An 18,640-nucleotide genomic window follows, 5' to 3' on the forward strand; every position below is an offset into this window, starting at 1 on the left:
TTTACGTTAAATTATTGAACCGCCGTATACCGAACGGTACGTACGGTGGTGTGAGAGGTCGCTAAATAAACTAATTATTTAGCTCCTACTCGATTTGTGTATGAATTTGTCGTAAATCGCTTTCATCTGTTTGCGGTCGGGTGCAGCTGACCATAAGCTGCCTACAGCATTTTCACGCATTGCTGCGGCTAAATGTTCATAAAAAAATGGATATGTTTTATTTAAAGATGCTAATAATTCTTTAGTATCCTGGCGCATGGTAGTACCGTCGATAGGACAGGGCGAGGCAAGCGGCGTCATTTTATGATATTTGACAGCTGTCCGCATTTCTTCTTCACGGAAATAGATTAAAGGACGTATTACCGTGAGATGGCTTTTATCAAGATAAGTTGAAGGCGTAAAAGTTTGAATTTGACCAGAGTAGAGTAAATTCATAAAAAATGTTTCGACAGCATCATCATGATGATGGGCATAGGCAACTTTGTTACATTTTTTTTCGATGGCTAAACGGTTGATGGCACCACGGCGAAAGTATGCACAGGTAAAACAGGGATTCTTGCTGCTGCTTTTTATCGTGCCGTTTATATCGACTTTATGTACGCTGTGTTCGATACCAAGATTACGGCAAAATTTAGTTAAACTGTCGGCGGCAAAATTGTCAGTAAACATGGGGTCAATTGTTACGGCGCTTAAAGTGAATTTTTTGGGCAGTCGTTCGCGCAAAATAGCCAGGGCGTAGGTCAAAAACAGGCTGTCTTTGCCACCGGACAGACCAATGAGAATATGGTCATTATTTTCTATTAAATTAAATTCGACAACAGCACGCATTAGTTTGCTGAAATATTGCTGGGGAATATTTATGTTCATTTTAGGAGCTCCTTGTGATGAGATTATCATGAAATTATATCATAAATAGTCCAGCATTTTCCATTAACATGAAAAAATATTACTTAAACCTTTTGTTAGGAGGGTATTTTGTTGTATAATACTATCTATATAGCATAATAGTTTTCTAGTTTTTTATAAAAACTTTATTTGCCAGCAGACTAAATATTTGGAGGTTGTACTTTTTATGCGTGAAAAAAAACCTATATATGTAATAGGTCATAGAAATCCTGATACAGACTCAATTTGTTCAGCGATAAGCTATGCTGATTTGAAAAAGAACCTGGGAGAAAATGTTGTACCTGCCCGTGCAGGGAAAATCAATAAAGAAACAGAATTCGCCTTAAAATATTTCGATGTGCAGCTGCCGGAGCTGGTAGCTGATGTTTATCCGCGTGTAAGCGATATTTTACCGGAATGCCATAGCATTATTGGCGAGCATGACAATTTACGCAAGCTTGGTAAAATGATGCGTGAAACAAGTGTAAAGTCAATACCTGTTGTCAATGATGATAATGAGCTTGCCGGCATTGTTACAGTCAGTGATTTAGCTAATCGTTATTTTGAAGATTTGGGCATGCAGAGTTTTTCCAACACTAAAGTTACAATTTCAGATATATTATCAGTCATTGACGGTGATATAGTTGTTGATGGTGATAAGAAAAAAATCGTTGATGGTGATGTGCGGATAGCTGCCGGCAGCCTGCGGATGATTGAAGAAATCATCAAGCAAAATGATGTTGTACTTGTTGGCGACAGAGTAGCACCAACGCTGAAAGCTTGTCTGGAAAAAAATATTGCCTGCCTCATTGTTACCGGCAGTGGTCATATTCCAACAGAAATAATTGAAGCGGCCCAAGAAAATATGATAATGGTGCTTGTAACACCCTATGATACATATACCTGTGGTCGTCTTATAAATCAATGCGTGCCAGTTTCCCGCATAATGCAAAAAGATGTTACGGCATTTAAACCTACTGATATGTTAAGTGATATCAAAGGCATTATGGAACAAAAACGATTCCGTAATTACCCAGTAGTAGAAAATAACCGGGTGGTGGGAATGCTCAGCAGTGACAAACTGATGGTTCCAGATAAAACGCAGCTTATATTAGTTGATCATAATGAACGCACACAGGCCGTTGAGGGTATTGAAGAAGCACAGATTTTAGAAATAATCGATCATCACCGTTTGGGCGGACTGCAGACTGGTGAACCAATTTTTACCAGACAGGATAGAATGGGCTGTACCAGTACTATTATAGCTGATATGTATTTTCAGTATGATGTAAAAATACCACAGAAAATTGCCGGTCTTATGGTTTCAGCAATAATATCGGATACTGTATTGTTTAAATCACCAACATGCACACCACATGACAAGAAAATTGCTGAAAAACTGGCAGAAATTGCTGGCATTGATATTAATAAATATGGTATGGAGCTATTGAAAGCAGGTTCTGATGTTGGCAATATGACAGCCATGGAAATAGTTAAAAATGATTTGAAGGAATTCCAACTGGGCGATCGCCGCATTGTCGTGAGCCAGACATCGGTAATGGACAGCGAGGACATTTTAAAACGTCAGGGCGAATTGCTTAAAAATATGGAGGCACTTTGTGCCAAGGATAATTATGATATGTGCTTGGTCATGATTACCAATATTTTAAATGAAGCTACTAATTTACTGTTTACTGGTGAACCAAGAACTCTTATTGGTGAGGCGTTTAAAAAAGATGCATCAGGCAATATGGTATATCTGCCTGGAGTAATGTCACGGAAAAAGCAGATTATACCGCAAATTACAGAAGCGGCAAAAAAATATACAAACAATTGATGCAAATGCTGCTGTGTTAATTATTAATGCAGCAGTTTTATTTTTTGAGGTAATTAAAGGAGGATATTTTGAGCATATTTGACGGATTGAATCCGGCACAGAAAAAAGCAGTTGAACATATTGACGGACCTCTTCTTATAATGGCGGGAGCAGGTTCTGGGAAAACACGTGTTTTAACATGCAAAATAGCATATTTTTTAGAAAGAGGAATATCTCCCTATAATATTTTAGCAATAACGTTCACTAATAAAGCAGCAACAGAGATGCGGGACCGTGCTGATAATATGATTGGACCAATTGCTAAAAATGTTTGGCTCAGTACGTTCCATTCATTTTGTGCCCGTATGCTGCGCACAGAAATTGAATTTACCAATAAATACAAAAAGAATTTCACGATTTATGACAGTGCTGATGCGCAGACGTTGGTAAAAAACTGTTTGAAGAAGATGAATCTTGATGATAAACAGTATAGTCCCTATAATGTTCAGGCAGCTATATCCAATGCCAAGAATATAATGCTGTCCCCACAGGATTTTGCTGCCCAGGCCGGCGATTTTTTTGAGCAGAAAGTCGCTGAAATATATACAATGTATCAAGAGTATTTAGTGGAAAATAATGCGCTTGATTTTGATGATTTATTAAAAATTTCGGTAGAACTACTGGAAGACTGTCAGGAAGTACGAGAAAAATACCAGGACAGATTTCATTATATACTGGTAGATGAATATCAAGATACCAATGGGGCGCAATATCGTTTGACAAAAGTGTTGGCGGCTAAGCACCGCAATCTCTGCGTCGTAGGTGATGCTGACCAGTCGATATATGGCTGGCGTGGTGCGGATATAAGAAATATTATGGATTTTGAAAAAGACTATCCGGAAGCAGTAACAATAAAACTTGAACAGAATTATCGTTCGACACAAAATATTTTAGAAGCAGCTAATGCCGTTATCCAAAATAATATGAATCGCAAGCCTAAGGACTTATGGACAGAAAATCCTCAGGGAGAAAAGATAACATCATATGAGGCCTTTAATGAACGTGATGAAGCCAGATATGTTGCTGATAATGTAGTAAAACAAAATACATTATTTAATATTTCTTACAACGACATGGCGGTATTATATCGTACTAATGCCCAGTCCCGCTCTTTGGAAGAAGGTTTTATGCGGGCAGGAATACCATATACTATGGTGGGCGGCTTGAAATTCTATGACCGCAAAGAAATAAAAGATATAATGGCTTATTTAAAAATCATTTATAATCCGGAAGATACCATAAGCCTTATGCGCATTATTAATGTGCCAAAAAGAGGCCTCGGTATGACGACACTTACTAAGGTTAGTGATTTTGCTGAAAATAATGGCATGAGTTTATTTGATGCTATTTCCAGCACGGATATGATACCTAATCTTACCGGCAAAGCCCGTAATGGTTTGTCACAATTTGCCGAGATGATTTTTAAACTGATGTCAGCAATGAATGATAAGCCAGTAAATGAATTTATCCAGACAGTTATGGATGAAACGGGTTATTTAATGGAACTGCAGGCTGAGCAAAAAATTGAAAATGAAACACGTATTGAAAACTTAAAGGAATTATTAACAGTTGCTAAGGATTTTGAAAAGGAAAATGAAGAAGAACCTACTTTGGAAAACTTTTTAAGCTCAGTAGCTTTGATTGCCGATATAGATAATACTGATATGGAAGATGATAAGGTTACGCTCATGACCTTTCATTCAGCTAAAGGTCTGGAATTTCCTGTTGTATTCATGGCTGGTATGGAAGAGGGGCTGTTCCCACATTCACGCACACTTATGAATGAGTCAGAAATTGAAGAAGAAAGACGTACCTGCTATGTGGGAATTACCAGGGCCCAACGCAAGCTGTTTTTGACACATGCTAAAACACGTACTATTTATGGACGTTCAGTAATGTATCCGCCGTCAAGGTTTTTGCGGGAAATACCAGAAGAATATGTAGAAGAAAATAAAGCTAAACCAACGGTAGCTAAGACTGTTACCAGCTATAGCAATATGAATAAAGAGCGTATTAGAAATAACCGGGAGTTCCTTAGAACTCCAGCAGAATCCACACCAAAGACAGCGCCCGTGCATCCCGATATGCAGGTTAAATGGAAAGTTGGCGATAAAGCCAAACATGGCAAATGGGGTACAGGTACGATAGTAGCAGTAAAAGGCAGTGGTGAAGAAACACAGCTGACAATAGCCTTTCCTGAATTAGGGATAAAGAAATTGATGCAAAAATATGCACCGATAAAAAAAGGTTAAACAGTATTACCAGGCATTAGGAGGTTAAATGTGTCTGATATAAAAGAAAAAATTGCTGCTTTGCGGCAGAAAATTAATTATCATAATAATTTATATTATAATAACGATGCGCCGGAAATTCCAGATTATGAATATGATATGCTTATGCAGCAATTAAAAAAGCTGGAAAAAGAAAATCCAGAGTTGATTACAGCTGATTCGCCGACACAAAAAGTGGGCGGCAGTGCTAAACGAACAGCTGGGGTACTAATTAAACATGATGTGCCTATGCTGAGCCTGCAGGATGTTTTTTCGAAAGAGGATATTGATGATTTTGTTGATTCTATGCAGGTGGAACTGACTGATTGTGAGTTTACCGTTGAAGAAAAAATAGATGGTCTGTCTTTAGCTTTGCGTTATTATGATGGTAAACTTAAAATGGCAGTTACACGCGGCGACGGCATTGTTGAAGGCGAAGACGTGACAGTTAACGCCCTAAAACTTAAAGGCATAAAAAAAGAACTGCCTGATAAACTGCCATATTTAGAGGTGCGTGGCGAAGTATATATGTCCAGGGCGGCTTTTGAAAAGGTCAATGAACGCCAAGCCAGTGAAGATAAAAAGCTTTTTGCTAATCCACGCAATTGTGCGGCCGGAACTTTACGCCAGTTAAATAGTGCTGTAATAAAAGAACGGGAACTTGCTATGTTTATTTTTAATCTGCAGACAGTGCAGGGAAAAGAATTTACTACCCATACTGAATCATTAGAGTATTTTAAACAGCAGGGCATGAGTATCGTGCATGATTATGCTGTATGTAAAACAAAAGAAGAAGTATGGCAGGCTATTGAGGCTATTGCGGCTAGAAGAAACGAACTGGCTTATGATATCGATGGTGCGGTAGTTAAGGTTAATGACCTTAAGCAGCGGGACAAACTTGGAGCTACTTCTAAGGTCCCTCGCTGGGCTGTTGCTTATAAATATCCACCGGAAGAAAAAACAACGAAACTGCTTGATATTAAATTGTCGGTAGGACGGACAGGCCGAATAACACCTACAGCTGTGTTTGAACCTGTTCAATTGTGCGGCACTAAGGTTGAACGGGCAACTTTGCATAATCAGGATTTTATAGATTCGTTAGATATACGTATCGGCGATACAATACAGGTATACAAATCAGGCGAGATTATTCCTAAGGTACGCTGTGTTATCAAAGAAAAAAGACCGTCAGGTGTAGAGCCCTTTATAATAGGCGATACTTGTCCTGTATGCAATGCGCCGGCAGTGCGTGATGCGGATACGGCCGATGTTAAATGTACCAATATCAGCTGTCCAGCCCAATTAGAAGGGCGGATAATCAATTTTGTCGGGCGTAATGCCATGGATATTAAGGGCTTTGGTGAAAAATATGTAAAAAGTCTGATAAATGAAGGTTTTTTGCATGATATAGCGGATATATATTATCTAAAAGATCATCGTGAAGAACTTATTGAACAAGGCATTATTGGCAAAGAAAAAAATACTGATAAATTATTGGCTAAAATTGAAGAATCTAAAAAAAATGAGCCATGGCGTCTTTTAGCCGGGCTTGGAATATCAAATATCGGTAAAGCTGCGGCAAAGTCTTTGATAGCACATTTTAAAAGCTTTACGGCCATTGAACAGGCTTTTATCGATGAAATTATATTGGTGGATGATGTAGGGACGATAAGTGCGCAGTTGATTTATGACTTTTTCCATGAAGAAAAAAATCAAATCATATTGGAAAAATTACAGGCAGCACAGGTTAATATGCAGCTAAATGCAATTGAATATATTGAGCAGGCAGTGACGGCCTTGACAGATAAGACGTTTGTAATAACTGGAACACTGCCTTCGCTTAAACGTAATGATGCCGCAGCGCTGATTGAAGAAGCTGGTGGTAAGGTCAGTGGCAGTGTATCGAAAAAAACCGATTATCTGCTGGCTGGGGATAATGCTGGCAGTAAGCTTGCTAAAGCAGAACAATTAGGTGTTGAAATACTTAGTGAAGAGCAATTTATGGAACTGCTGCAAAAAAATGTTATTGATTGATAGTAATCATTTATGGTCAATTGTAGTTATGGATATTATATTATGTTATAATATAAGGATATTTGCTAATAAGAATAGGATGGTGATAAAACAATGAAGGTTACTAAAAAAGATGTTGAAAATGTTGCTGTATTATCACGACTTACTGTGACTGAAGATAAAATAAATAAATATGTTGATGAGTTTAATAATTTTTTGGAATATGCTGATGTATTACAGCAGGTTGATACAGCGTCAGTAAAACCAACTGCGCATGTATTGCCACTAAAAAATGTATTGCGTGAGGATGTAATTAAACCATCACTTGCCAGAGAACTAGCCTTATCAAATGCACCGGAAAAAGAAGATGGATACTTTAAAGTACCGCGCATTATTGAATGATTTTATTGGTAGGGACAAAACTATCTAAAATGTTGAACAGCTAATGGCAGCTTGTTCAATAAGAGGAGGATTTTAGTGGATTTACATAAACAACCAGCACATGTATTGCATGATATGCTGAAAAATAAAGAAATAAAAGCAGCTGAACTTACACAATGCTTTTTAAATCGTATGGACAGCCTTGACGGCAAGGTGGCTTCATATATAACTAAAACAGCTGATGCTGCAATGGAAGCGGCTGGAAAAGCAGATGAAATAATTGCCCAAAATAGTGAAATAGGTTTTTTGACAGGACTGCCGGGTGCTATAAAAGATAACATCTGTACTAAGGGGACAAAAACCACCTGTGCGTCTAAGATGCTTGAAACATTTATTCCGCCATATAATGCTACAGTTATAGAAAAACTTAATGCCCAAAATACTGTTATATTGGGAAAAACCAATATGGATGAATTTGCTATGGGGGGTTCTACCGAAAATTCAGCATTTTTCCCCACACATAATCCATGGAATCTTGATTATGTGCCAGGCGGTTCCAGCGGCGGTTCAGCAGCGGCTGTTTCAGCAGGATTTGCGGCTTGGGCACTGGGGTCTGATACTGGTGGATCGATACGCCAGCCGGCATCTTTTTGCGGTATTGTCGGCATGAAACCAACGTATGGACGTGTATCACGCTATGGACTGGTAGCTTATGCATCATCACTTGACCAGATTGGCCCATTGACACGCGATGTTACTGATTGTGCCCATATAATGAATGTTATTGCCGGGCATGATGCCAGTGATTCTACTTCAATAAATGCATCGGTACCGGACTATACTAAATCACTTGTGCAGGATGTAAAGGGACTTAAAATAGGTATACCAGCTGAGTTCTTTACTGATGGTATGGATAAGGAAGTTGCTGCAGCCGTAAATAAGGCTATTGAAGATTTTAAGGCTATGGGAGCAGAAATAGTAGAAATATCACTGCCACATACCAAATACGCGATTGCAGCCTATTATCTTATAGCACCAGCAGAAGCTACCACGAACTTATCACGTTATGATGGTGTAAGTTATGGCTCACGTGTTGAAGGCGAAGATATTGTTTCGATGATGACTAATACACGCAGTGAAAAATTTGGTGAGGAAGTAAAACGCCGTATAATGATTGGCAACTATGCTTTGAGCGCGGGCTATTATGATGCGTATTATTTAAAAGCCCTAAAAATGCGTACACTTGTAAAAGAAGATTATGATAAGGCCTTTGCTAAGGTTGATGTTATTTTAGCGCCTAATGCACCAACAACAGCGTATAAAATAGGGTCTATAATAAATGATCCATTGCAGATGTATCTGCAGGATGTATGCACAGTGCCGCTTAACCTGGCCGGACTGCCGGGAATATCTTTGCCATGCGGTATTAGTTCGCAGGGACTCCCTATCGGCATGCAGATTATCGGCAAGGCTTTGGATGAAGCAACAATAATAAAAACAGCCTATACTTATGAACAAAGTAAAGACTTTTCTAAGAAACTTTCGGAGGTGGCACAGCAATGAGTTATGAGGCGGTAATAGGTTTAGAGATACATAGTGAGTTAAAAACCAATACCAAAATATTCTGCGGATGTGCAACCAGCTTTGGCGCTGAACAAAACACCCATGTCTGTCCAGTCTGCTTGGGTCTGCCGGGCGTATTACCCGTCATTAATAAAAGAGTTGTGGAATTTGCTATAAAAGCAGGTTTGGCATTAAACTGTACTATAAATAAATTCAGTAAATTTGACAGAAAAAATTATTATTATCCTGATTTGCCCAAAAATTTTCAAACCTCACAGTTCGACCTGCCAATAGCGGAACATGGTTATGTCGATATTGAAGTTGAAGGGAAGACAAAAAGAATTCGTGTAACACGCATTCACATGGAAGAAGATGCCGGTAAATTAGTCCATTCTGGCAATACTATAAAGGATTCCAATGGGTCTAATGTCGATTATAATCGTACGGGTGTACCTTTGATTGAAATAGTATCGGAACCTGATATGCATACAGCCGCAGAAGCTCGAGCTTATATGGAAAAAGTTAAATCCATATTAGAGTATATAGATGTTTCTAACTGTAAAATGGAAGAGGGCAATCTGCGTGCTGATGTCAATGTATCGCTGCGACCAGTCGGTACAGAAAAATTAGGTACCAAAGCAGAAATGAAAAATCTCAATTCCTTCAAAATGGTAGAAAGTGCTATTGAATATGAAATTGATCGTCAAGAGGAAATTCTCGATGATGGCGGTCATATAGCACAGGAAACAAGAACCTGGGATGATGGCAAGGGAATTACTGTATCCATGCGCAGTAAAGAACAGGCACAAGACTATCGCTATATGCCTGAACCAGATCTTGTACCGATTATAACGACCGATGAGGAAATAGCTGAATATAAGAAAAATTTACCAGAACTTCCAGATGCTCGTCGGGCACGTCTTGTTGATGAATATGGCTTATCAGAGTATGATGCAGGCATTATAACAAATTCAAGAGCTATGGCAGAATATTTTGATGATGTTGTTGCAGCTAAGGTTGATGCTAAATTGGCAGCAAATTGGATTATGGGTGATTTGGCAAAAAATCTTAATGCTGAATCTAAAACAATCGAATCCTCACCGGTATCAGCAGATAATTTAGCTAAAATGATAGCTTTGATTGAAAAAGGCACTATTTCATCTAAAATTGCGAAAAAAGTTTTTGATGAAATGTGGCAAAGTGATACTGATCCAGAAAAAATTGTCGAAGAAAAAGGTCTTGTACAAATTACTGACAGTAATGCTATTGAAAAAATAGTGGATACTGTTTTGGCAGAAAATCCAAAACCAGTAGAAGATTATAAAGGCGGCAATGCTAAATCGATTGGCTTCTTGGTTGGACAGGTCATGAAACTAAGCAAGGGGAAAGCAAATCCTGGTGTTGTAAATAAATTATTAAAAGAAAAATTAGATAAATAATATTATCCGGTCAGTCTGCTGATATATTTGCCAGCAGCTGACTGGATTTTTTTATTTTATAATTATATATTATTGAAGGAAACTGTTATAAATAATGATTGTAGTAATATAAAAAGAAGTTAATTTCCTTATAAATACAGGCAGTTTTTCATCAAGAAATTTAAAATGTGGTTGACGCAAGGAAAAAACTTAATTATAATCAAAAGAAGTCTATTTGATTTGCAAAGTTTATTCATAGGTGGATAATATATGGAAAAAATTTTTTTAGCGGCACTGCAAATAACCTCAGGGTTAGGCTATGCCGGTATCGAGCGATTAATGCAGCATTTTAATACAGCAGCTAATATTTGGCAGGCTACAGAGGAAGAAATATTAGAAAGTAAATGCTTATCTGAAATTTTATGTAAAAAACTTTTTCGGCATCGGCAAAGCTTTGATATTGAAAAAGCAGCTAATAGTTGGAATAAAAGCAATATAAAATTATTATCCGTTTTCGCAAATGATTATCCGGAATCTTTGAAAAATATTCATAATCCACCAGCAATATTATTTTGCCGTGGAAAACTCGATAACAAGCGAAAACTAGCAATTGTAGGCTCAAGAAAATTTTCGGTATATGGTAAAAGTATAGCGCAGAATCTATCTGCTGATTTAGCTGCGCAGGAATTTACGGTTGTCAGCGGTGCAGCACATGGTATTGATACCTTTGCACATCGTGGAGCACTTAGTACAGGGACAACGGTTGCAGTTTTAGGCTGTGGTATTAATATAGCCTATCCCCGCGAAAATAAAAAATTATTGGATGAAATAGCAGAAAAAGGTGCAGTTATCTCAGAATATGAGCCTCAGGCACAGCCGCTGGCTGGTTTTTTTCCTGCCCGTAATAGAATTATAAGTGGTATGTCCTTGGGAACAATTGTAGTTGAGGCAGCTACAAGAAGTGGCTCGCTTATAACAGCGGAGATGGCACTTAGTGAAGGCCGGGATGTGTTTGCTGTTCCAGGAAGTATATACTCAGAGCAAAGTGCTGGCTGTAATCATCTGATTCAACAGGGAGCAAAATTAGTCACTTGTGCCCAAGATGTATATAATGAATATGATACTTCGGTGCAATCCAAGCAAAATGAACAGCAGATAAATTTTAATTCAGATGAAGAGAAAAAAGTTTATGAAATGTTATCATATGATCAACCACTTAGTTTGGATGAAATAATATATAAATTAAGATCGGATGTTTCTAATATCAGTTTTGTTTTATTACAAATGAAATTACGCGGATTGGTGGAAGAGACCGTCCTAGGGACGTACGTGCGATCTGTTAAGGAGATAGTTTAGTGGACGAAAGAATAGAAGAGGTAGAAAAAAAGGAAAAAAAGCAAACAAAGACCAAAAGCAAAACAAAGGCTAAAGGTAAAATCGCAAAAACATTAGTTATAGTCGAATCACCAGCAAAAGCGAAGACTATTGAAAAATATTTAGGTAAACGAAAATATGAAGTACTGGCATCAATGGGACATTTGCGGGACTTACCAAAAAGTCAGTTTGGCATAGATTTGGAAAATAATTTTGCTCCTAAATATATTAATATTCGAGGTAAAGGCGATTTAATAAAGGCATTAAAAAAAGAAGCTAAAAAAGCTGATAAAATTTATCTGGCATCTGACCCTGACCGTGAGGGGGAGGCTATTGCCTGGCATTTGGCATACTTATTAGGAGTTGATAATTATGAAAAATGCCGTATTGTTTTTAATGAAATAACAAAACCAGCGATAAATGATGCGATGAAAAGCCCACGGGCGATAAATCTCGATATTGTTGATGCTCAGCAGGCTAGAAGAATGCTTGATAGAATTGTTGGTTATAAATTAAGTCCGCTGTTATGGCGCAAAATAAAAAAAGGTCTCAGTGCTGGTCGTGTACAGTCAGTTACGCTTAAGATAATCTGTGACCGGGAAAAAGAAATACGCGCTTTTGTTCCTGAAGAATATTGGACAATTGACTTAAAGGTGAAATCCGATAAAGAACGGGCAGCCTTTGATGCAGCATTGGTCATGATTGATGATAAAAAAATTGACATAACTTCAGAAAAAGAAGCAAAAGCGATTGAAAAAGACATAAAAAAACATGACTTCATTATTGATGAAGTGAAGAAAAGTGAACGCCGCCGCAAAGCGCCGGCACCATTTACGACTAGTTCGCTGCAGCAGGATGCTGCTAGAAAACTGGGCTTCACTTCTAAAAGAACAATGATGATTGCTCAGCAATTATATGAAGGTATAAGTATTGGAAGAAAAGGGCCGATAGGTCTTATAACATATATGCGTACGGATTCCACACGTATATCTGAGCTGGCACAAAATGATGCCAGAGAATTTTTGATGAATAATTTTGGCGATAAGTATATTCCAGCTAAACCGCCGCAATACGCAGCTAAAAAGGAAGCGCAGGATGCGCATGAGGCAGTGCGCCCTACTGATGTATCACTCACACCGCCAATCTTGGAAGAATTTTTGTCGAAAGATCAAATTAAGCTGTATCGTTTGATTTGGCAGCGCTTTTTAGCCAGTCAAATGGTGCCGGCAGTGTACGATACTATGAGTATCCTTTTAAAAGGTGATAAGTATAAGGCTCGTGCCGTCGGTTCTATTTTGAAATTTGCTGGTTTTACAGCGGTATATGAGGATAACGATAAGAAAAAGGAAAAGGATGTTATTTTGCCGGATGTTGCTGTTGGTGAACAGATGGAATTGAAAAAAATACTCTCACAGCAGCATTTTACTGAACCGCCGGCACGTTATAATGATGCTTCTATTGTAAAAACATTAGAAGAAAAAGGCATTGGTCGTCCGAGTACCTATGCACCAATAATTGAAACAATTCTTGCTCGCGGCTATGCAGTAAGAAGAGAAAAGAAGTTTGAACCTACGGAACTTGGCTTTATTGTGCTTGATATGCTCGAAGAATATTTCAAAAATATTGTTGATGCCCGCTTTACAGCAGAACTTGAAAGTAGCCTTGATAAAATTGCCGTGGGCAGTATGGATAAAAATAATCTGCTGGCGGAATTTTACAAGCCGTTTGCTACTACCTTAGAAAAGGCCGAAGAAGAAATAGGTCATGTGGAACTTCCAGAAGAAGTTTCCGACGTGCAGTGTGAAAAGTGTGGCCGATTTATGGTGGTTAAACAGGGGCGTTACAGTAAGTTCTTGGCCTGTCCTGGTTTTCCTGAATGCCGCAATACTAAACCAATATTAAAAGATACTGGAGCTAAATGTCCAAAATGTGGCAAGCGAGTAGTTGAAAGAAAGACTAAACGCGGTCGTACTTTTTATGGGTGTGAAGGTTATCCAGAATGTGATTTTGTAAGCTGGGATGCTCCAGCAGCTGATAAGTTGTGCGAAGTATGCGGTAAGAATTTATTCCAGCACCGCTATAAAAGCGGTAAAGTGCTCTTATACTGCGGCGATGAAAAATGTTCTACCAGAAAAAATAATCCCATTAATGAAGAGTTGGAAAAATCAAAAACGGCAGCAAAAAAATAATTAAAATGCTGGAATACAATAAAACGGCTACATCTGATATTAGTTTAGCAGATGTAGTCGTAATAAATTTTATGATAATAAATAGAGGTATTTATGCAAAAACAGGAAGTTATAATTATCGGGGCCGGACTGGCCGGCAGTGAGGCAGCATGGCAATTGGCTAAACGGGATGTAAACGTTAAATTGTATGAAATGCGCCCCCAAAAAAGCTCACCTGCTCATAAAACTGATGAATTCGCTGAGCTGGTATGCAGTAATTCCCTGCGTGGTGCAGGACTGGAAAATGCCGTAGGCGTTTTAAAAGAGGAAATGCGCATAATGGGATCACTCATAATGGAATCAGCCGATAAACACGCTGTTCCTGCTGGCGGGGCATTGGCGGTAGACCGGCATGGTTTTTCCCAGTACATAACAGAAAAAATAAAAAATCATCCTAATATTGAGGTGATCAACGAAGAAAAAGAGTGCATTCCAGTTGATGAAAATACTATAGTGATAGTAGCGTCAGGGCCATTGACAGCTGGCGAATTATCTAAGCAGATAGCAGAATTTGCCGGGGAAGAATATTTTTATTTTTATGATGCAGCGGCACCGCTTGTCACCAGAGAATCAATTGATATGACTAAAGCCTATCGGGCTTCCCGCTATGGTAAAGGGACAGCTGATTATATCAATTGTCCGATGAATAAAGAGGAATATGAAAAATTTTGGCAGGAACTAATTGATGCCGAAAAGGCACCAACTAAGGAATTTGAAAAAGAAGTTTTTTTTGAAGGCTGTATGCCGGTAGAAGTGATGGCATCAAGAGGCCGGGATACATTGCTATTTGGTCCATTAAAGCCAGTAGGACTGGAAGATCCCCAGACCGGAGTTCGTCCACATGCTGTTGTGCAGCTGCGCCAAGACAATGCTGCGGATAGTTTATATAATATAGTCGGTTTTCAGACACATTTAAAGTGGCCGGAGCAAAAAAGGGTGTTTGCTCTTATCCCAGGGTTGGAAAATGCTGAATTTATGCGTTATGGAGTTATGCACCGTAATACGTTTATTAATTCGCCGCAAATATTGCTGCCAACATTGCAGACGAAAAAAAATAAAAATTTACTATTTGCTGGACAGATAACAGGTGTAGAGGGGTATGTGGAATCTGCTTCATCGGGATTAATTGCAGGTATCAATGCTTATAATTTGATTATGGGAAAAGAAACAATCGAATTTCCAATTGAAACTGCTCATGGGGCCTTATGTAAATATATTACCAGTGCACCAGTGAAAAAATTTCAACCAATGAATGTTAATTTTGGATTAATGCCGTCATTATCAGAAAAAATTCGTGATAAAAAGCAGAAAAAACAACTTATTGCTGAAAGAGCATTAGAAAAAATAAAAAAATTTCAACAATCGCTTGAATGATATCGTTTTAATGGTATATAATAGATACATTATGCTGTTAAGTTACGAATTGATTTTGAGTGAAAGCAAAATAACGAGAAATGCTTATGATTTTTATTAGGAGTGAAGTTGATGTTTAGAGCAACAACAATCGTAGCCGTAAAAAAAAATGGCAGTACAGCTATTGCTGGTGATGGACAAGTTACCTTCGGTCAAAATACAATAATGAAGGGCAACGCCCGCAAAGTAAGACGTTTATATCATGATAAAGTGCTGGCAGGATTTGCCGGGTCGGTAGCTGATGCCTTTACTTTATTTGAAAAATTTGAAGCTAAATTGGAAGAATATAATGGCAGCTTGACCAGAGCTTCTGTTGAACTAGCTAAAGAATGGCGTACAGACAGAGTCTTAAGAAAACTGGAAGCGTTATTGTTGGTAGCAGATAAAGATACAATGCTCTTGTTATCGGGCAATGGGGAGGTTATTGAACCGGATGGCGATGTTGCAGCTATTGGTTCAGGCGGATTTTATGCCTTGTCAGCAGGCCGGGCCATGGTGAAGCATACACAGATGCCGGCAACTGAAATAGCTAAAGAATCACTATCAATTGCAGCAGATATCTGTGTATATACAAATCATAATATTATTGTGGAAGAATTATAATAGGAGGGAAAGTAATTGAGCGAACAAACACCTCGTCAAATTGTAAATGAACTTGATAAATATATAGTAGGTCAGGACAAGGCTAAACGTGCAGTGGCAGTTGCTCTGCGCAATAGATGGCGTGCTCAACGTTTATCAGACCAGATGAAGGATGAAGTAATCCCTAAAAATATTTTAATGATTGGGGCCACTGGTGTTGGTAAAACAGAAATTGCCCGTCGATTGGCTAAATTAGTTGATGCACCGTTTGTAAAAGTTGAAGCAACTAAATTTACCGAAGTTGGCTATGTAGGTCGTGACGTCGAATCGATGATCAGAGATTTGGCGGAAATTTCGGTGCGCATGGTTAAACAGAAAAAAATGGCAGAAGTGCAAGATAAAGCTAAAAAAATGGCTGAGGAACGCATCCTTGATTTGCTGGTTCCTGAACAGAAAAATACAGCAGTTAATCCGGTAGGAGCGTTGTTTTCTGCAAATGACAGCGAAGAAAGTGCGGACGATCAGAATGAAAAACCTAAATATTCAGCTGGCCGGGAATTTTGCCGCAAGCGTCTGACTGCTGGTGCTTTGGAACAAGAACTGGTAGAAGTTGATATTGAAGATAACAACAACGCACCTATGGTTGGTATGTTTGCCGGTGCCGGCATGGAAGACATGACCAATAATATCCAAGATATGCTGGGAAATCTTTTTCCGAAAAAAAGAAAAAAACGCAAGGTGACGATAGAAGCCGCCCGAAAGATTTTTGAGCAGGAAGAAGCGCAAAAGCTTATTGATATGGATGAAGTTTCACAGCAGGGAATAAAAAATGCTGAGACTAATGGAATCGTGTTTTTGGATGAAATAGATAAGATTGCGGTCAAGGGTGGGGCCTCTGGTCCAGATGTTTCGCGTGAAGGTGTACAACGTGATATTTTACCAATAGTCGAAGGCTCAACAGTAGTTACTAAATATGGCACGATGAAGACAGACCATATTTTATTTATTGCCGCTGGTGCATTTCATATGGCGAAACCTTCGGATTTGGTACCTGAACTGCAGGGGCGTTTCCCAATAAGAGTTGAACTTACAGCACTTACCCAGGAAGATTTTAAACGAATATTAACTGAGCCGCAAAATGCTTTAATCAAACAATATGCAGCATTATTGGCAACAGAAGATATAAATATAGAATTTACGGATGCGGCCATTGAAGAACTTGCACGTATTGCCTGTGAAGTAAATGCCGAAACAGAAAATATTGGGGCACGCCGCTTACATACTATTATGGAAAAATTGTTGGAAGATCTCTCTTTCACTGCACCAGATTTAGAGGCAGAACAAATAACTATCGACCCTGAATATATTGAAGATAAATTGGGAGAAATAGTTGCCAACAGGGATTTGAGCCGCTATATTTTGTAATATAAGTAATATGTTTGATTTCAGTGAAAAATATATTAATTTATAAAATTTTAAAAAAACTGTATTTTTATCACAATATATGCTACAATGATAGCGTGATAGAATTGTAAAAGAAAGGGTTTGGATAATGGCATCTTTATTAGAAAAAACAAGAAAAATTAATCGTTTGTTGCAAAAATCTGACACTGTAGAATATGATGGGATTTCATGCGTACTAAGTAATGTACTTGACGCAAATGTATATATAGTTTCAACTACTGGAAAGATTTTAGGTTATGCTTTCATAGATGAATTTGAATGCGACATCATGCTTGATAAGGTTGTTAGTCAGGGACAATTTCCTAAGCATTATGTTAACTGGTTATTAAAAGCTGATGAAACGGCAGCTAATATCAAATCAAAAACTGGCATGTGCGCTTTTACCGAAAAAACAAAATGCTTGTTTAGCGGCAAAAATACAACTGTAGTTCCTATTTATGGAATCGGTGAACGCAAAGGTACATTGATTATTGCTAAATTTGATCAGGATTTCACTGATGATGATTTGCTGTTAGCAGAATATGGTGCTACTGTTGTTGGCATGGAAATATTGCGTGACCATACTGAACGAATGGAAGAAGATATGCGCAAGCAGGCTACCGTGAAAATTGCTTTGTCAACATTATCATTTTCCGAACAGGAAGCTGCTGTAAATATTCTTGGTGAATTAAATGGCATGGAAGGATTGCTCGTTGCCTCTAAAATTGCAGACCGTGTGGGAATTACCCGCTCTGTTATTGTTAATGCGCTTCGCAAATTCGAATCAGCAGGTCTTATTGAATCCAAGTCATTAGGAATGAAGGGGACTTATATAAGAGTTCTCAATGAGCATTTACTTGATGAAGTTCAAAAGCTTAGAAGATAATAGAGTTTCTAAAAATAAGTCGGAAATTTGTTCCGGCTTATTTTTTTTGTCTATATATTATTATTTATCTATCTATGGCTTTGCAATGATATAAGTATAATGTAAAAAATTATTAATATAAAATTTAATATTTTATATTAATAATAAATGTGGTAATATTAGTGAGACTGATAAAAATATAAGATATTAAAAAGACTTTTTTATAAAAAAAGTGGGGCTGTGAAATAACGCCCTGATAATTAAAAAAGAGGTTTGTTAGCTCAGAAGAGCTGATGGACCTCTTTTTGTGGTAAAATTTTACGTACCAA

13 protein-coding genes are annotated in these 18,640 nt (G+C 38.1%); 12 read left to right on the forward strand and 1 reads right to left on the reverse strand.

Translation table 11 applies throughout. The features are described from left to right. Positions 1 to 78: 78 nt before the first annotated feature. Positions 79 to 867, reverse strand: a complete 789-nt coding sequence (locus HNR32_RS12300) for a tRNA 2-thiocytidine biosynthesis TtcA family protein (RefSeq protein ID WP_183863114.1) — start codon at positions 865 to 867, stop codon at positions 79 to 81. Positions 868 to 1,072: 205 nt separating this feature from the next. On the opposite strand from HNR32_RS12300, the gene HNR32_RS12305 reads away from it, so the two are divergent. The 12 genes from HNR32_RS12305 to codY all read left to right on the forward strand — a co-directional run bounded on the left by HNR32_RS12305 (position 1,073) and on the right by codY (position 18,332). Continuing rightward, a complete protein-coding gene (locus HNR32_RS12305; RefSeq protein ID WP_183863115.1) occupies positions 1,073 to 2,722 on the forward strand; it encodes a putative manganese-dependent inorganic diphosphatase in 1,650 nt (549 codons plus the stop codon). 68 nt (positions 2,723 to 2,790) lie between these two features. Next, positions 2,791 to 5,013, forward strand: a complete 2,223-nt coding sequence (gene pcrA / locus HNR32_RS12310; protein WP_183863117.1) for a DNA helicase PcrA — start codon at positions 2,791 to 2,793, stop codon at positions 5,011 to 5,013. Between the two features lie 30 nt (positions 5,014 to 5,043). Next, complete coding sequence (ligA, locus tag HNR32_RS12315; protein WP_183863119.1) at positions 5,044 to 7,065, forward strand: NAD-dependent DNA ligase LigA; 2,022 nt, start codon at positions 5,044 to 5,046, stop codon at positions 7,063 to 7,065. A 93-nt stretch (positions 7,066 to 7,158) separates the two neighbouring features. Continuing rightward, positions 7,159 to 7,446 (forward strand): Asp-tRNA(Asn)/Glu-tRNA(Gln) amidotransferase subunit GatC, encoded by a 288-nt coding sequence (gatC, locus tag HNR32_RS12320; RefSeq protein ID WP_183863121.1) that lies wholly within the window; start codon positions 7,159 to 7,161, stop codon positions 7,444 to 7,446. Positions 7,447 to 7,521: 75 nt separating this feature from the next. Then, a complete protein-coding gene (gene gatA / locus HNR32_RS12325) occupies positions 7,522 to 8,988 on the forward strand; it encodes an Asp-tRNA(Asn)/Glu-tRNA(Gln) amidotransferase subunit GatA (RefSeq protein ID WP_183863123.1) in 1,467 nt (488 codons plus the stop codon). Then, on the forward strand, positions 8,985 to 10,427 hold the full coding sequence (gatB, locus tag HNR32_RS12330) for an Asp-tRNA(Asn)/Glu-tRNA(Gln) amidotransferase subunit GatB (protein ID WP_183863125.1): 1,443 nt from the start codon (positions 8,985 to 8,987) through the stop codon (positions 10,425 to 10,427). The genes gatA and gatB overlap by 4 nt, the downstream gene beginning before the upstream one ends. A gap of 249 nt (positions 10,428 to 10,676) precedes the next feature. Next, complete coding sequence (dprA, locus tag HNR32_RS12335; protein WP_183863127.1) at positions 10,677 to 11,762, forward strand: DNA-processing protein DprA; 1,086 nt, start codon at positions 10,677 to 10,679, stop codon at positions 11,760 to 11,762. Then, positions 11,762 to 13,969, forward strand: coding sequence for a type I DNA topoisomerase (topA, locus tag HNR32_RS12340; protein ID WP_311636938.1), 2,208 nt, complete (start codon positions 11,762 to 11,764; stop codon positions 13,967 to 13,969). The genes dprA and topA overlap by 1 nt, the downstream gene beginning before the upstream one ends. Before the next feature lie 93 nt (positions 13,970 to 14,062). Then, positions 14,063 to 15,382, forward strand: coding sequence for a methylenetetrahydrofolate--tRNA-(uracil(54)-C(5))-methyltransferase (FADH(2)-oxidizing) TrmFO (gene trmFO / locus HNR32_RS12345; protein ID WP_183863129.1), 1,320 nt, complete (start codon positions 14,063 to 14,065; stop codon positions 15,380 to 15,382). 108 nt (positions 15,383 to 15,490) lie between these two features. Beyond that, the gene (gene hslV / locus HNR32_RS12350; protein WP_311636941.1) at positions 15,491 to 16,024 is read left to right on the forward strand and encodes an ATP-dependent protease subunit HslV; all 534 of its coding nucleotides are present in this window, start codon (positions 15,491 to 15,493) and stop codon (positions 16,022 to 16,024) included. 15 nt (positions 16,025 to 16,039) lie between these two features. Beyond that, positions 16,040 to 17,428 carry an ATP-dependent protease ATPase subunit HslU gene (gene hslU, locus HNR32_RS12355; RefSeq protein WP_183863133.1) on the forward strand — a complete coding sequence of 463 codons (1,389 nt, stop codon included), beginning with the start codon at positions 16,040 to 16,042 and terminating at the stop codon, positions 17,426 to 17,428. A 127-nt stretch (positions 17,429 to 17,555) separates the two neighbouring features. Beyond that, on the forward strand, positions 17,556 to 18,332 hold the full coding sequence (codY, locus tag HNR32_RS12360) for a GTP-sensing pleiotropic transcriptional regulator CodY (RefSeq protein WP_183863135.1): 777 nt from the start codon (positions 17,556 to 17,558) through the stop codon (positions 18,330 to 18,332). Positions 18,333 to 18,640 lie beyond the last annotated feature (308 nt).

It is taken from the genome of Pectinatus brassicae (assembly GCF_014201835.1).
Taxonomy (GTDB): domain Bacteria; phylum Bacillota; class Negativicutes; order Selenomonadales; family Selenomonadaceae; genus Pectinatus; species Pectinatus brassicae.

Excerpts from the sequence above, each read along its gene's own strand:
- HNR32_RS12300 (WP_183863114.1), bottom strand. The coding sequence starts at position 867 with ATGAACATAAATATTCCCCAGCAATATTTCAGCAAACTAATGCGTGCT.
- HNR32_RS12305 (WP_183863115.1), top strand. The coding sequence starts at position 1,073 with ATGCGTGAAAAAAAACCTATATATGTAATAGGTCATAGAAATCCTGAT.
- codY (WP_183863135.1), top strand. The coding sequence starts at position 17,556 with ATGGCATCTTTATTAGAAAAAACAAGAAAAATTAATCGTTTGTTGCAA.
- trmFO (WP_183863129.1), top strand. The coding sequence starts at position 14,063 with ATGCAAAAACAGGAAGTTATAATTATCGGGGCCGGACTGGCCGGCAGT.
- gatB (WP_183863125.1), top strand. The coding sequence starts at position 8,985 with ATGAGTTATGAGGCGGTAATAGGTTTAGAGATACATAGTGAGTTAAAA.
- gatC (WP_183863121.1), top strand. The coding sequence starts at position 7,159 with ATGAAGGTTACTAAAAAAGATGTTGAAAATGTTGCTGTATTATCACGA.
- dprA (WP_183863127.1), top strand. The coding sequence starts at position 10,677 with ATGGAAAAAATTTTTTTAGCGGCACTGCAAATAACCTCAGGGTTAGGC.